Source organism: Parolsenella catena (assembly GCF_003966955.1).
GTDB lineage: Bacteria > Actinomycetota > Coriobacteriia > Coriobacteriales > Atopobiaceae > Parolsenella > Parolsenella catena.
On record NZ_AP019367.1, the window covers coordinates 151,884 to 166,399 of the forward strand.

Consider the following 14,516-nt stretch of genomic DNA (forward strand, 5'->3'; position numbering starts at 1 on the left):
GCGTTAAGGTCATACCTTTCTTCTCGCACAACGTACGTCATGCAGCAAGTTCCTACCGGATACCGGGGCGACGCCTCGCCCATAACTCAAAGGAGCAACACCATGGCAGTCGACAACGTTTCTTCTATCGATGAGCTCACCTATTGTCCCGAGATGCCCGAGAAGCCGCGCAACATCGTGAGCATTGGCACGGGCGGCATCGTCCAGGGCTCCCACTACCCGGCCTACAAGCTCGCGGGCTTCCCCGTGAAGGCCTGCTACGATCTCAACCATGACACGGCCGTCAAGGTTGCCGAGGAGTGGGGCGTCCCGCACGTGGCCGAGACGGTCGCCGAGCTCGTTGAGTACGGCAAACAGTACGACGCCGTGTTCGACATTGCCGTTCCCGCCAACGCCATTCCCGAGATCCTCGTCCAGCTGCCGGACAACGCCGGCGTGCTCATCCAGAAGCCCATGGGCGAGAGCATCGAGCAGGCCCGCAAGATCCTCTCGATCTGCCACGAGAAGAACCTCACGGCGGGCATTAACTTCCAGCTGCGCCAGGCCCCGTACATGATTGCCGTCCGCGACCTCATCAAGCGTGGCGTAATCGGCGAGGTCGTTGACATCGACCACCGCCTCGTGGGCGAGCAGCCCTGGAACCTGTGGCCCTTCCTGTTCCCGAAGGACCGCGTGGAGATCAACTACCACTCCATCCACTACATCGATAACATCCGCAGCCTCGTCGGCGATCCCAAGGCCGTCTATTGCAAGACGATGCAGCACCCCAAGATGCGCGAGCTCGCCCAGACCCGTACCTCGATCATCATGGACTACGGCGATGACCTGCGCGTGAACCTGCACATCAACTTCAACCACAACTACGCCAAGAAGTACCAGGAGTCCATCCTCAAGATCGAGGGCCTCAAGGGCGCCATTCGCGTCAAGCTCGGCCTCATGTACGACTATCCCGAGGGCGAGCCCGACCGCGTTGAGTACATCACGTTCGACGAGGGCGAGTGGAAGGAGCTTCCGGTCCGCGGCAGCTGGTTCAACGAGGCATTCATCGGCACCATGGGCGGTCTGATGAAGAAGATCGACGACCCGAACTACGAGTACATGAACTCCGTCGAGGATGCCTTCCACACCATGTGCGTCGTCGAGGCCTGCTACAAGAGCAGCGCCGAGGGCGGCACCCCCGTTGACTACTCCGAGAAGTAGTCGCCAAAGCAGTCCCACCCTCGGGATGGGGCGGCGCGACTTTGGGGGCCGCGCCGCCCATGCAAGCCCGAGTCCCATCTACCCGCAAGCAAGTGCCAGCGAAGGAGCCCCATCGTCATGATGAACATCATCGACACCCACGTGCACGTCTGGGATTTGGACAACTACCGCCTGCCGTGGCTTGACGGCGAGGGCCCCACGCTCAAGCGCACCTGGTCGGTTTCCGACTACGCCGCCTGCCAGGACGAGTCGCACGGCTACCACGTCGAGCAGGCCGTCTACATCGAGGTCGACATGGCCCACGACGAGCGCGAGCGTGAGAACGAGCTCGCCTGCAAGATGGTTTCCGACCCGTCGTGCATCTATGGCGCCGCCTGCATCTCGGGAGACCTCGATGAGCCCGGCTTTGACGAGTACATCGAGAGGTGGGCCGCTCACCCCCAGGTCCGCGGCCTGCGCCAGGTGCTCCACGTGCCCTCCGCGGCGCCCGGCACCTGCCTGAAGCCCGAATTCCTCGCCAACGTCCGCAAGCTTGGCGAGCTGGGCCTCGTGTTCGAGGGATGCGTTCGTTGCCCGGAGCTTGGCGACCTCGTCACCGTGGCCAAGGAGTGCCCTGACACCACGATCGTGCTCAACCACATGGGCATCGTTGACGCCGACATCATGGGCGCCGAGAACCCTACGGCAGACGAGCGTGCCTACCAGGATGCGTGGAAGCGCAACATGGCGCAGATCGGGAAGCTGCCCAACGTCGTGTGTAAGGTCTCGGGCCTCAACCCCATGAAGCCATGGAGCACGGAGAGCTTGTCTCGCGCCGTCGATGTTGCACTTGACGCCTTCGATGCCGACAAGGTCATGTTCGCAAGCAACTTCCCGGTGCTGCACGTGGCCATGTCACTCGACGAGTGGATCTGCCAGATGCTCAAGATGACCGAGTCCCTCGACGGACCCGCCCGCGAGGCCCTGTTTGCGGAGAACGCGCGTCGGGTCTACGGGCTCAAGTAGAGAAGAAGCCAGATCGTGCCACGGCCGAGGTCGTGGACGCAGAAGAAGGAGAGTCACTATGTCCAAGGTCATGCGTTTTGGTTCCGTTTCCCGCACCGACGGCGAGGAGGGCTACAAGAAGTACGCCACCTACCACGCGAACCCCTTTGAGGGCGTCAACGAGATGATCAAGGCCTGCAACCTGCAGAACTACTCGATCTACTACTACGACGGCCTGCTGTTCTCGTACTACGAGTACGTCGGTGACGACTACGAGGCCGACATGGCCAAGATGGCCGCCGATCCCAAGACCCAGGAGTGGTGGGCCGCGGTCGTTCCCTGCATGAAGCCGCTGACCGACGACGGCCCCTGGGTTGACATGAAGGAGGTCTACCACCTGGACTAGCATCGCTGCCAGGTGAGATCTACAGACGGAAGGGCGGGCGCCACTCCCCGGCGCCCGGTCTGGTCGGGGCGTCCGCACGGGCGCCCCGTTTTCAAGGAGGTAGGGATGGAAGGGCTGTACGTTGCGTCGATGGTCCCCCTCGATGAGGACGGGAAGATCAACGACGCCGTTGCGCGCGAAATGATTGAGACGAATCTCGCGGAAGGTGCCGCCGGCTTTTTTGTCGCGGGTTCCTCGGGCGAATGCTTCTTGCTCACGCCGGAGGAGCACTTGCACCTGTTCGAGCTGTTTGCCGAGTACAAGGACCGCTGCACGCTGTTCGCCCACGTGGGTTCATGTGGTACGGACGAGAGCGTGCGGTATGCCAAGGCTGCGGCCGACATGGGCTACGAGCGCATCGCCGCCACGCCGCCGATCTACTTCGGATACTCTTCGGCTGCCGTTGCCGGCTACTACGATGACATCGCGAGCGCGGTGGGTCACGGCGTCTACTACTACAACATCCCGATGAACACCAAGCGCACGCTCAACCTCTACGATGCGGATACCCGCGCGATGTTCGCATCGGGCTCCATTGCCGGCGTGAAGCATACGAATCTCGATCTGTACGAGATGGAGCGCCTGAGGGCCATCAACCCCGAGCTCAAGTGCTTTGGCGGCTTCGAGAATGAGATGGTGGCCTTCCTGGCCATGGGTTGCGACGGCTTCATCGGCTCCACGTTCAACTTCATGCTGCCGCACTATCTCAAGATCTACGAGGCGTTCAACGCTGGCCGCATCGAGGAGGCCCGCGAGCTGCAGGTCAAGGCCAACAACATCATGGAGGCCATCATGGGGGAGGGGCTGTTCCCCTCGATCAAGCACATCCTTTCGGCCCGCGGTGCTGCCGTGGGCGAGATGCGCAGACCCTTCCAGCCGCTATCGCCCAAGGCTGCGGCCCACGTTGACTCGGTCGTTGCCGAGAACCTCGTGAGGTAGGCTCGCCATCGACAACCGATTGCGCGTGAACGGGGTCGGCCTCCGCTGTGTGCGGGGTCGGCCCCGAGCGCTGCAAATCGGTCACTATCGGGGCATTTGGAAGCCTTATAGTGACCGATTTGCAGCTTTCGCGTATGCGGTGACCGCGCTACTCGGTCGTGAGCTGGCTGATGGAGTTGGCAAAGAAGCCGTCGACGTTCGAGACGACGCGAGAGCGGTCGTCTTGGGCAAACGACTTCAGCACCTTTACGCGCCAGAGCACCGCGCTCTCCTTTGATGCCGGGGTAGAGAGGATCTGCAATGCGCTTTCGTGACGCAGGACGATCATCGTCTGCATGAGCTTGTCATAGATGCCGTTGCCGCAGTGGGCGCCCACGTAGGTGTCGATCTCATCGATGAGGGAACTGAAGCGCTCGGCCGAGACTTTGTTCGTGTCGAGCGAGAAGAGCAGTTCGGCGTAGTCCTGGAGGGTGTCGACGACCTCGTCTGTGCGACGGTCGAAGCACGAGAGGTAAACGGTGCCCTCGATGAGCTTGCGGGCGTCATAGAGGTTCTCGTAGTCAGAGATTTCGCGGTGGTAGCTCCATAGGATGGTCTCCTTGGGGATCTGCGCGCTCTGCTCGGAGACGAAAGAGCCTCCTCCCGGGCGGATGTCGAGGAGCCCGATGAGGGACAGCGCGCGCAGGGCCTCGCGGATGCGGCTGCGGGTGACGCCGAACATCTCGGCTAGGGAGCGCTCGTCTGGGAGACGCTCGCCGGGCTTGAGCTCACCAGAGGTGATCTGCTCGGCAAGCTGGTTCATGATCTGTTCGGTAAGGGTTTCTTTTTTGACGGGCTTGACTTCCATAGCGACTCCAGTGACGCATCTGGGTGGCTCGCACCTATGATAGTAAGTGGTAATACCAGTTTATCCCATGTTTTCTCAGCGTATGCGTGCGATGAGGGCTTTTTCGTACGGTGCGTTCGGTTTTGTCCAGAGGTGACATTTGGGGGCGGGGCCAAGCTGCCACCGCTTTCGGCAAGCTCCGCCCGCCCCATCGTGCTAGCGTAACGTGCGTCAAAGCCGCCGCCGCAGGGGAGGACCCATGCAAGAGCTCAGCCAGCGCACGTCGCAGTTCACGGACTCCGTGATCCGCCGCATGACGCGCGTGTCCATGAAGTATGACGCCATCAACCTGTCCCAGGGCTTCCCGGACTTCGACCCGCCCGCAGAGATCACCGACCGCCTCGCCGAGGTGGCCCACACCGGCCCGCATCAGTACGCCATCACCTGGGGTGCCCCCAACTTCCGCGCCGCGCTTGCCGCCAAGCAGGGCCCGCGCATGGGTCTCGACATTGACCCGGAGACCCAGATCGTGGTCACGTGTGGCTCCACCGAGGCCATGATGTGCTCGGTCATGACCGTCACGAACCCGGGCGACCGCATCGTCATCTTCAGCCCGTTCTACGAGAACTACGGGGCCGACACGATCCTGTGCGGCGCCGAGCCCACCTACGTGGAGCTCCACGCCCCCACGTTCACCTTTGACGAGGCCGAGCTCGAGGCTGCGTGCGCCATCCCTGGCACCAAGGCGCTCATCCTGTGCAACCCGTCCAACCCCTGCGGCCACGTCTTCAGCCGCGCCGAGCTCGAGACGATCGCCAAGATGGCCGAGAAGTACGACCTGTGGGCCATCACGGACGAGGTCTACGAGCACATCGTCTACGCGCCCCACGAGCACGTCTACTTCGCGAGCCTGCCCGGCATGGAGCAGCGCACGCTGTCCTGCAGCTCCCTGTCCAAGACCTACTCCATGACCGGCTGGCGCCTGGGCTACGTCATTGCGCCGGCAGACGTCATCGACCGTGCGCGAAAGGTTCACGACTTCCTCACCGTGGGTGCCGCCGCGCCGCTCATGGAGGCTGCCGTGGCCGGCCTCACGCTGCCGCAGTCCTACTACGACGAGCTCACGGCGCTCTACACCCACAAGCGGGACCTCTTCTGCAACGGCCTGCGCGACCTGGGCTTTGACTTCATCGAGCCGCAGGGAGCCTACTACGTCATGGCCGACGTCTCTGGCCTGGGCTATGAGGACGACTACGACTGCGCCGTCGACCTGTGCCGAAAGGTGGGCGTGGGCACGGTGCCCGGCAGCTGCTTCTTCAACGCGCCCGAGAACCGCTTCGTGCGTTTCCACTTCGCCAAGTCCGACGAGGTGCTCAAGGCGGCCCTCGACCGTCTCGACGGCTGGCGCGAGAAGATGGCGCGATAGAAAACCGCCGGTTACGCATCGTTAACAAAAAAGTTCTTGCGCGCGGCCGCATCGGGCGCGTATAGTCGCACCCAACAAGCGCACGAGGCGCTTATCGACCCAAGAGAGGAGTGCACCATGTTCCAGTCCATGAACAACAACTGGTGGTGGCGCAACTCGAACTCTCTCGGTCGATGGTGAGTCTTGTCGCGCCTTATATCTCGCGAATGAAAGGGCTCCCGGTTCGACCGGGGGCCCTTTTTTCGTATCGCGGCAACGTTCGCGAAGCCCCAATCCACATTGCCAGCAGCCCCGACGACCAACTGGGAACAACAGAAAGGTTCACCGCCATGTCCGAGAACACCCAGCAGGCCCGCACCGTCACCACCAACAACCGCGGCAAGCTCGACCTCCAGGCGCTCGTGCTGCTCGCCATCCTGCTCGCGGCCGGCTTCATTCTCAACTTTACCGTGGGCAAGGCCATCTCATCCATCTCCGGCGGCATGATCAGTCCGGAGTTCATCATCTCGGCCTTCTGCCTCACGATCCTCGTCGTGCGTCCCAACATCGGCCAGGCCCTCGTCATCGGCCTCATCTCCGCGGCCGTCATCCAGCTCACGACCACCTCGCCCTTCATTGACTTCGCGGCCGAGGGCGTCGCCGCCATGCTCATGGCCGGCATCGTGGGCGTGGCCTCCAAGAAGGGTTCCGTGAGCGTTCCCGTCACCGCCGTGGCCACCTTCGTCACCACCGCAGTCTCCGGCCTCATCTTCATGGTCATCAAGATCGCGATGGTTGGCGCCGCCGAGCAGCTCGCCGCCGCCATGACGCCGGTCGTGCTCCTCACGGCCGTGTTCAACGCCATTCTCGTCGCCGCGCTCTATGTCCCCATCAAGAAGGCCCTCGGCAACTAACTTGGATACCATGGGACGCGCCGGCTACGAGAAGGGTCGGCGCGTCTTGCGTGCGCGGCGGGCCTGGCGCCTTCGCCTCGCATGCAGCAACCAACAGCAAGAAAGGCTCTCATGAGCACATCCAACCCAATCATCGAGCTTAGGGACGTCTCGTTCTCCTATGACGAGGGGAGCGAGAAGGCCCTCGACGCCGTCTCGCTCTCCGTGCGCGAGGGAGACTTCGTGGGCGTCATCGGCCCGTCGGGCGCCGGCAAGTCGACGCTCGCCGCCATGATGAGCGGTGCCATCCCGCACCACTATGCGGGTAAGCTCTACGGCGCCACGCTCGTTGATGGCCACGACACCTGCGACGTCACGCTCACGGACATCTCGCGCATCGTCGGTAGCGTGCTGCAGGACATCGACACCCAGATGGTCGCCTCCGTCGTCGAGGACGAGATGCTCTTTGGCCTCGAGAACTTCGGCGTGCCGCGTGACAAGATCGAGGAGCGCCTCGCTGGTGCGCTTGACGCCGTGGGAATCGCGGGCCTGCGCAACCGCGAAATCGCCACGCTCTCCGGCGGCCAGAAGCAGAAGGTCGCCATCGCCGCAATCCTGGCGCTCGAGCCGCGCGTCCTCGTGCTTGACGAGCCCACGGCGGCCCTCGACCCCGCGAGCTCGCGCCACGTGTTCGACACCCTGCACGAGGTCAACGAGCGCATGGGCATCACCGTCGTGGTCATCGAGCAGAAGGTGGCGCTGCTGTCAGAGTACTGCGGCCGCATCGTGGTCCTCGACCATGGCCGTGTGGCGTTCGAAGGCACGCCGCACGAGGTCTTCTCGCACGGCGAGGAACTGCGCGAGATGGGCGTCGACAGCCCCCGCGTGGCGCGCGTCTCCAACAGCCTCGCCCGCCACGGCGTCATTGAGCGGGGGCTTCCGTGCCTGAACGTTCCCGAAGCCACGGCCCTCATCGCCGGCCTCGTGGGCACGGGCCATGCGGCCGAGGGTGAGGCTCGCGTTCCGGCGGCCTCGCCCCACGCGCCCACCCCGCGCCCGCATGCTGAGGGAGCCGAGCCCGTCGTCGAGCTGTCTGGCGTCAACTTCTCCTATCCCGGCGGTGGCGCCTCCGTGCACAACCTCGAGATGCGCGTCTACCCCGGTGAGCTCGTGGGCGTCGTGGGTCAGAACGGAGCCGGCAAGACCACGCTCACCAAGCTGCTGAACGGCCTGCTCAAGCCGGCCTCAGGCGAGGTGCGCATCGCCGGCCTCAGCACGTCAGAGGTTCCCACGAGCGCCATCGCCGCCCACTGCGCCACGCTGTTCCAGAACCCGGACCACCAGATCTGCAAGGACACGGTCCTCGAGGAGGTCGCGTTCGGTCTCGAGCTTCAGGGCGTGGAGCCCGGCCGGGCCCGCGAGCGTGCCGAGGGGGTCGCCAAGCGCTTTGGCCTGCCGCTCGACGAGGCGCCGTTCTCGCTCTCGCGCGGCCAGCGCCAGATGGTGGCGCTGGCGAGCGTCGTCGTGTGCGAGCCCGAGGTCGTGCTGCTCGACGAGCCCACGAGCGGCCTGGACTACCGCGAGTGCATGACGGTCATGGAGACGGTGCGCGAGATGGCCGAACACGGCTGCGCAGTCATCATGGTCTGCCATGACATGGAGGTCGTGAGCGACTTCGCCGAGCGCCTTGTGGTCATGGCGAACGGCGAGATACTCGCGCGCGGCGTCGCGGCAGAGATCTTCTCGGACGCCGACCTCATGGAGCGCGCCTACGTGGCGCCACCCCAGATGGTGCAGCTTGCCTCCGAGCTCGCCCGCGAGGTCTCCCCGGCATTTGCCGGCATGAGCGAGGTCTCTGACATCGTCGACACCGCCGAGGGGATGATCGTCCGTGGTTAACGTCATCGACTACGTGCCGGGCAACACGGTACTGCACCGGCTGAACCCGGTTGCCAAGCTCGCCCTTGCCGCCGGCATCATCGTGGCGACCTTCCTGGCCGACACGTTTCCCATGCTCGTGGGCCTTCTCGCGCTCACGCTTGCGCTGGGCGCCTACGCCGGCGTGCTGAGGAACCTGCTGTCGCTGCTCAAGCTGCTCGTGCCGCTTGCGGTGGTCATGCTCGTGCTGCAGACGGTGTTCATGCGTGGGGGAGACGTGCTCCTCGCCTGGGTCACCACCGAGGGCCTCGTCACGGGCGGCAAGGCGTGCCTGCGCCTGCTCGGCGTGGCGCTGCCGCTCATCCTCATGCTCACCGTGACGAAGCTCAACGATCTCTCGAACGCCTGCGTCGAGGTACTTCACGTGCCGTACCGCTATGCGTTCACGTTTACGACGGCGCTGCGCTTCGTGCCCGTGTTCAGTCAGGAGATGAACGCGATCATGGAGGCGCAGACGGCCCGCGGCGTGGAGTATGACACGAGAAACCCCCTCAAGAAGATTCGCCTCATGCTGCCGCTGTGCGTGCCCCTGCTCGTGAGCTCGGTGGGCAAGACCGACGCCACGGCGCTTGCCGCCGAGCAGCGCGGCTTCTACCTGCGCACGAGACAGAGCAGCTACAAGCGCTACCCGATCGTGGGCCTCGACGTGGCCGCGCTCGTCGTGGCCGTGGTGCTCATCGTCGCCGGCGCGCTGCTGTAGCCCCAAGAGTGTCAAAGACTTCTGGCACCTCATGCGGGCGTGGGCGCCGCTCGTGGAGCTTTCTTGGCGGGCGGCTGGCCGTTGTGGTTGGCCGTCCGCCTCGTCTATACTGAGTCCCCGAGCGCGTTCGATGGGTTCGGGTGACGCCACACCTCGAACCTGGTCAGGGCCGGGAGGCAGCAGCCATAAGGGGCCTCTGGCGGGCACCCGTTCCCATCGAGCGCGCTCTTTCGATGCCCCGTGGCAGCGCCGCGGGGCATACGTATATCTAGAGACAGAGACGCCGCAAGCCGCGCGCAGGCGCGGCCGAGAGGAACCCATGGGCTTCATCAACTTCATCGCCGAACTGCTGCACGATCCCCGCGCGGCCATCGCGAGCTGGATTGCCGCCGGCCCGCTCGTGGCCTACGGCTGCGTCTTCCTCATCATCTTCATCGAGACGGGCGTCGTGTTCTTCCCGTTCCTGCCGGGTGACTCGCTGCTGTTCGCCTCGGGCTTCTTTGCGCACAACGGCGGCTTCAACATCATGGCGCTGCTTGGTATCGCATGGGCTGCCGCCATCCTCGGTGACCAGTGCAACTTCATGATCGGCCACCTCTTTGGCAAGAAGATTATCGCCTCGGGCAAGGTCAAGGCCATGACGCCGGAGCGCATCGAGAAGAGCGAGAAGTTCCTCGAGAAGTGGGGCCACCTTGCCATCTTCCTCGGCCGCTTCTTCCCGTTCATTCGCACGTTCGTGCCGTTCATTGCCGGCATGGGTGGCATGCACTGGCGCAACTTCGTGATCTTCAACGTGCTTGGCGGCATCACCTGGTCCACGCTGTTCACGCTGCTCGGTTACTTCTTTGGCGGCATCCCGTTTGTGCAGGAGCACTTCGAGCTGCTCATCGTGGGTATCGTTGCCGTCTCGATCGTCCCCACGGTCGTGGGCCTGGTGAAGGCCAAGCTCGGCAAGAAGTAGGGCCAGGCGCTCGCGTGCGTGGCGTCCGTGGTCCTCTACGTTGCGTGGGCGCGACACTCTGACACGTCGTTCTCCAAGCAGCTTGCTAGGAGGGCATAGGGCGCTCGTGGCGTCGCGATGCGCGGGCGGCACGTCATTCTCGGCGGGCGCGTTCGCTTTGTAGACATACCACGATGCGGCGCCTTTTGCCAGCTAAACGATACCGTTCGCGGTGCGATGGGGGCTCTTTTGTCTCACGCGGGCAAGAATGATAGCGAAGCGCGCGTCCTCCTGAACGCTCGTCTCCCCTCCGGTCGTCGGGTAGTCAGTTTGGGCGCTTACATCGGTACGTCCATTTGTTCGTCAGAGATTCTTCCAACCCCCTGTTCTCTGGGAGGGCGCGCGCCACAGAGAAGATTCCGGGCCCCTCGCTAAGCGAGGACTGGCACCCTAAGGTGGCCTAGGCTCGGCTAAGCGCTCCGGCACGTCGCCGGGGCGCTTCTTTTGTGCGCGGGATAGGTGATCGGCGCGCGCCGCGAGCGTGCGCCGATCTGCACGGAAATCGAGGTTATCGGCCTCTGCGAAAGCCCCTGGAGACCGATAACCTCGAAAAACATGCACCTGGGCCCGCGCTCATCCCGATAACCTCAAAAACCGTGCAGCTCATCGAGGCCCAGGGTACCTGTCGTCTGCGCCAGCCCGCCTACAGCGAGAGCAGCGCCCGCCGCGCCGCGCCGAGGAAGCCCGCATCGTTGCCGAGCGATGCGGGGCGGATGGGTGTGTCCTTGCACGCGGAGACCGCCACCTCGCGATAGTGCGCAAGGCACGCCCGCCCGAACGTGTCCCAGCCGCCGCTCATGCCGCCGCCCACGACGAACGCGTCGGGGTCCACGGTAACAGCGACGGCCGCGAGTGCGCGCGCCAGGTAGTGGCCCAGGCGCTCGCATGCGCGCACTGCCTGCGTGTTGCCTCCGCGCGCGGCCTCGAACACGGCGAGCGCGTCCGTGGCGTGTGCAATCGCCACCGGCTCGGCGCCGTCCGCCTCGCACTCCTCGCGATACAGGCGGATGAGCCCGCGGGCGCTTGCGTACTGCTCAAGGCAGCCGCGGCAGCCGCAGTTGCAGGTCTCGGTCTCCTCGGGCTCAACGTTGAGGTGCCCAATCTCACCTGCCGCTCCGTGTGCGCCCGCGATGACGTTGCCGCCGATGACAACGCCCGCGCCCACGCCCGTGCCCAGCGTCACCATGACGGTGCCGCCGCGCGCGTTGCCCGAGCCGAGCCATGCCTCGCCGAGGGCCGCCGCGTTCGCGTCGTTCAGGACGGCGAGGCTGGCCTGTGGGTACGCCTCGCGGAGCGTCGTCGTGAGTCCGGCAAGGTCGAGCGTGATGTTGGGCGCCATCGTGAGCGTGCCGTCCTCCAGCACCACGCCGGGAACGTCCAGGCCGATGGCGTCGAGCTTGCCGGCGTCAATGCCGCCCTGCTCCGCCAGCGCGTGAACGCCCTCGCACACCTTGGCAAACGCCCCGTCGCTGTCGAGGGCGCCCGTGCTCACCTTCGACGTGGCAAGAACCTCGCCGCGCTCCGCCACGAGGCCCATCTTTATGCTCGTGCCGCCGATGTCGATGCCCACTGCCTTGGTTGTCTTCTTGTCCATGACCTCTCCTCTCGGGTTGTGATAAGAGCGTACGTCCCCGAGAGCGTCCGTTAAATGGCGGATCGGGTGAGCGACCCGCTCGTGCCGTCCGCCGCGCGCCAGCGAACCCGCCATGGCCTTGCGCGTCGGCGCTGCGGCGTCCTTCTCGCCTATACTGAGAGAACATGTCGCGACGCGCCGTCGCGCGCCCGCCAACCTTGCCGGAGGCCGCATGGAATCGCTGTATCGCAAGTATCGCCCGCAGACGTTTGAGCAGGTAGTTGGCCAGTCTCACGTTGTCTCGACGCTCGAGCGCGCCGTGACCGAGCACCGCCTGTCCCACGCCTACCTCTTCTGCGGCCCGCGCGGCACGGGCAAGACCACCATGGCCCGCATCCTGGCCAAGGCCCTCATGTGCGAGACCGGCGAGGGTCACCTGCCCGATGGCACCTGCGAGGAGTGCCAGCTCATTGCCGCCGGCGAGCACCCGGACGTCTACGAGCTGGACGCCGCGAGCCGCACGGGCGTCGACAACGTGCGCGAGGAGATCATCAACCGCGTGGACTACGCGCCGGTGCGCGGCCGCTACAAGGTCTACATCATCGACGAGGTCCACATGCTCACGCCGGCGGCGTTCAATGCGCTGCTCAAGACGCTCGAGGAGCCGCCCTCCCACGTCGTGTTCATCATGTGCACCACGGACCCGCAGAAGATCCTCGCCACGATTCTCTCGCGCGTCCAGCGCTTTGACTTTCACTCCATCGCGCCCGACGAGATGCGCGCCCACCTCGCCCACGTGTGCGACGAGGAGGGCTTCACCTATGACGGCGAGGCCCTTGACCTCGTAGTGCGCCACGCACGCGGCGGCATGCGAGACGCGCTGTCCTCGCTCGAGCAGCTCTCCGTGTTTGGCGCCGGCAACGTGAGCGTCGAGGCTGCGCGAGACCTGCTTGGCGAGTCGAGCGACTCCGCGCTCTCCGGCGTCTCCCTGGCACTTGCCCGCAGGGACGTGCCCGAGCTGTTCTCCAAGATCAGCGAGCTCGTCGATGGCGGTCGTGACCTGCTGCAGTTCACGCGCGAGCTGGCGTCTCGCGCGCGCGATGCCTATGTGGTGAGCGTCGCTGGCGCCAAGCCGGGCGTCGTGAGCGTACCGGAGGGCGAGCTTCCCCTGCTTGAGGAGGAGGCCGCTGCCTACGGAAGCCCAGACCGACTCGCGCGCGTGCTCACGGTGCTGGGGGACGCCGCGAGCGAGATGCGCACGGCCGTGAACCAGCGGCTCGTGCTGGAGATCGCGCTCACGCGCTGCGCGCGTCCGGAGAGCGACCTGACGCTCGAGTCGCTCGCGGAGCGCATCTCCGCGCTCGAGGCGAGGCTCGCGGGCGGCCCGGTACCGACTGCTGCGCCTGCTGCGGCTCCGGCTGGCACTGCGTCAGTCGCGAGCGCCGGCCCAACGCAGACGCCTGCGTCGTCCCCGGCAAAGCCGGCGGCGCCCAAGTTCGTGCCGCCCGCACTCAACCTGCGCCGCAAGCCCGCGGCAAGCGCGCCCGCCCCTGCGGTTCCGCCCGCCCCGAGTCCGAGAAGAGCCACGGCTCCTGCCCCTGCGCCGAGGGCCGCCGCGCCCGTGGCGTCAGTGCCGCCGGCTCCTGCGCCGGCTCCGCGCCCGGTGACGTCCGAACCTGCCTCCACCTCCAAGCCCGCCACGAGCCCCGCGCCCATGCAGAACGGGACGCTGCAGCGGACGTGGAAGGCGGTCGTGGACGGCCTGCTCAAGACGAGCGCTTCGTGCGGCTCGCTGCTGCTGAACGCCACGGCCACGGCCGACGACGGCTCAACGCTCACGGTGACCCTTCCCGGTGGCAGCTCGTTTACGCGCCGCATGCTCGAGCGCGCCGACGTCAAGGCCATCGTGGACGCAGCTGTGGCCTCCGCCTTCGGCGCTCCTCGCGCCATCGCGTATGCAAGTGATGGCGCCGCGCCCGCCCATGCTCCCGCCAAAGCCGCGTCTCCTGTGACCGTTCCCGCTCCCAAGCCCGTGCCAGCCGCCGCGACGCCGCAGCCGGCTCCCGCGCCCGCGCCGAGCCCCGCTGCCCCCGCGCCCGCGCCGGCGTCTACACCTACCCCCGCCGCGGCGCCCAAGCCGGCGCCCCACGGCCGTGCCGCCTCGCTCAAGCTCCCCGACGTCGCCAGGCCCGCGGCCGCCCCCGTCGAGCCGCCCGTGGAGGAGGACATCCCGCCCTACGACGACGCTGACGTCCCGCCCTACGACGATGCCGACGTTCCTCCCGTTGACGTTGCGTCACCTGCGCCGGCAAACGCCGCGTCCGGGCTCAAGCTCCCCGACGTTGCCGCGAGGACAAGCGACGCAGGTGAGGCCCCGGTCGCGTCCTCCGAGCCCGTCTCGGCGTCAAACGACGAGCTCGCCTCGATGTTCTCGGATGTGTTCGGCGCAACCAAGATGACCGTCGTGGACGAGAACAACAATCCCATCTAGCAGCGAGGCGCCCCGCCAGTTCGGGCGCCTCGCCTTTGGCGGCTCGTGGCTGCCTCGCCCGCGTCGGCGGCACGCATGCGTTCGAGCGCCGCTCGACCTGAGCGCGCCGCTGGCCAAACCGC

12 protein-coding genes and 1 other RNA gene are annotated in these 14,516 nt (G+C 65.7%); 11 read left to right on the top strand and 2 right to left on the bottom strand.

The window, feature by feature from the left end; translation table 11 throughout:
• Positions 1 to 102 precede the first annotated feature (102 nt).
• From Pcatena_RS00670 to Pcatena_RS00685, 4 genes are all read left to right on the top strand, one after another.
• Positions 103 to 1,200: a Gfo/Idh/MocA family protein gene (locus Pcatena_RS00670; protein WP_126420722.1), complete on the top strand. Its 1,098-nt coding sequence runs from the start codon at positions 103 to 105 to the stop codon at positions 1,198 to 1,200.
• A gap of 117 nt (positions 1,201 to 1,317) precedes the next feature.
• Entirely contained in the window at positions 1,318 to 2,205 is an 888-nt protein-coding gene (locus Pcatena_RS00675; protein WP_198433405.1) for an amidohydrolase family protein, read from the top strand.
• A gap of 58 nt (positions 2,206 to 2,263) precedes the next feature.
• Positions 2,264 to 2,590 (top strand): L-rhamnose mutarotase, encoded by a 327-nt coding sequence (locus Pcatena_RS00680; protein ID WP_126420724.1) that lies wholly within the window; start codon positions 2,264 to 2,266, stop codon positions 2,588 to 2,590.
• 105 nt (positions 2,591 to 2,695) lie between these two features.
• A complete protein-coding gene (locus Pcatena_RS00685) occupies positions 2,696 to 3,568 on the top strand; it encodes a dihydrodipicolinate synthase family protein (RefSeq protein ID WP_126420726.1) in 873 nt (290 codons plus the stop codon).
• A 148-nt stretch (positions 3,569 to 3,716) separates the two neighbouring features.
• Here the strand turns inward: Pcatena_RS00685 and Pcatena_RS00690 are convergent, their stop codons facing one another.
• Entirely contained in the window at positions 3,717 to 4,415 is a 699-nt protein-coding gene (locus Pcatena_RS00690; RefSeq protein ID WP_126420728.1) for a FadR/GntR family transcriptional regulator, read from the bottom strand.
• 238 nt (positions 4,416 to 4,653) lie between these two features.
• Here Pcatena_RS00690 and Pcatena_RS00695 point away from each other — a divergent pair, with 238 nt between their 5' ends.
• The 6 genes from Pcatena_RS00695 (at position 4,654) to Pcatena_RS00720 (ending at position 10,291) form a co-directional block, all read left to right on the top strand.
• A complete protein-coding gene (locus Pcatena_RS00695) occupies positions 4,654 to 5,820 on the top strand; it encodes a pyridoxal phosphate-dependent aminotransferase (protein ID WP_126420730.1) in 1,167 nt (388 codons plus the stop codon).
• Between the two features lie 329 nt (positions 5,821 to 6,149).
• Positions 6,150 to 6,713, top strand: a complete 564-nt coding sequence (locus tag Pcatena_RS00700; protein WP_126420733.1) for a hypothetical protein — start codon at positions 6,150 to 6,152, stop codon at positions 6,711 to 6,713.
• 111 nt (positions 6,714 to 6,824) lie between these two features.
• Positions 6,825 to 8,591 carry an ABC transporter ATP-binding protein gene (locus Pcatena_RS00705; protein WP_126420735.1) on the top strand — a complete coding sequence of 589 codons (1,767 nt, stop codon included), beginning with the start codon at positions 6,825 to 6,827 and terminating at the stop codon, positions 8,589 to 8,591.
• Positions 8,584 to 9,330 (top strand): energy-coupling factor transporter transmembrane component T family protein, encoded by a 747-nt coding sequence (locus Pcatena_RS00710; RefSeq protein ID WP_126420737.1) that lies wholly within the window; start codon positions 8,584 to 8,586, stop codon positions 9,328 to 9,330. The genes Pcatena_RS00705 and Pcatena_RS00710 overlap by 8 nt, the downstream gene beginning before the upstream one ends.
• 127 nt (positions 9,331 to 9,457) lie before the next feature.
• An RNA gene (ffs, locus tag Pcatena_RS00715) (signal recognition particle sRNA small type) lies at positions 9,458 to 9,553 on the top strand.
• 96 nt (positions 9,554 to 9,649) lie between these two features.
• Positions 9,650 to 10,291, top strand: a complete 642-nt coding sequence (locus Pcatena_RS00720) for a VTT domain-containing protein (protein WP_126420739.1) — start codon at positions 9,650 to 9,652, stop codon at positions 10,289 to 10,291.
• Between the two features lie 682 nt (positions 10,292 to 10,973).
• Here the strand turns inward: Pcatena_RS00720 and Pcatena_RS00725 are convergent.
• The gene (locus Pcatena_RS00725) at positions 10,974 to 11,924 is read right to left on the bottom strand and encodes an ROK family protein (protein ID WP_126420741.1); all 951 of its coding nucleotides are present in this window, start codon (positions 11,922 to 11,924) and stop codon (positions 10,974 to 10,976) included.
• Positions 11,925 to 12,135: 211 nt separating this feature from the next.
• Here Pcatena_RS00725 and dnaX point away from each other — a divergent pair, with 211 nt between their 5' ends.
• Entirely contained in the window at positions 12,136 to 14,394 is a 2,259-nt protein-coding gene (dnaX, locus tag Pcatena_RS08270) for a DNA polymerase III subunit gamma/tau (protein WP_126420743.1), read from the top strand.
• Positions 14,395 to 14,516 lie beyond the last annotated feature (122 nt).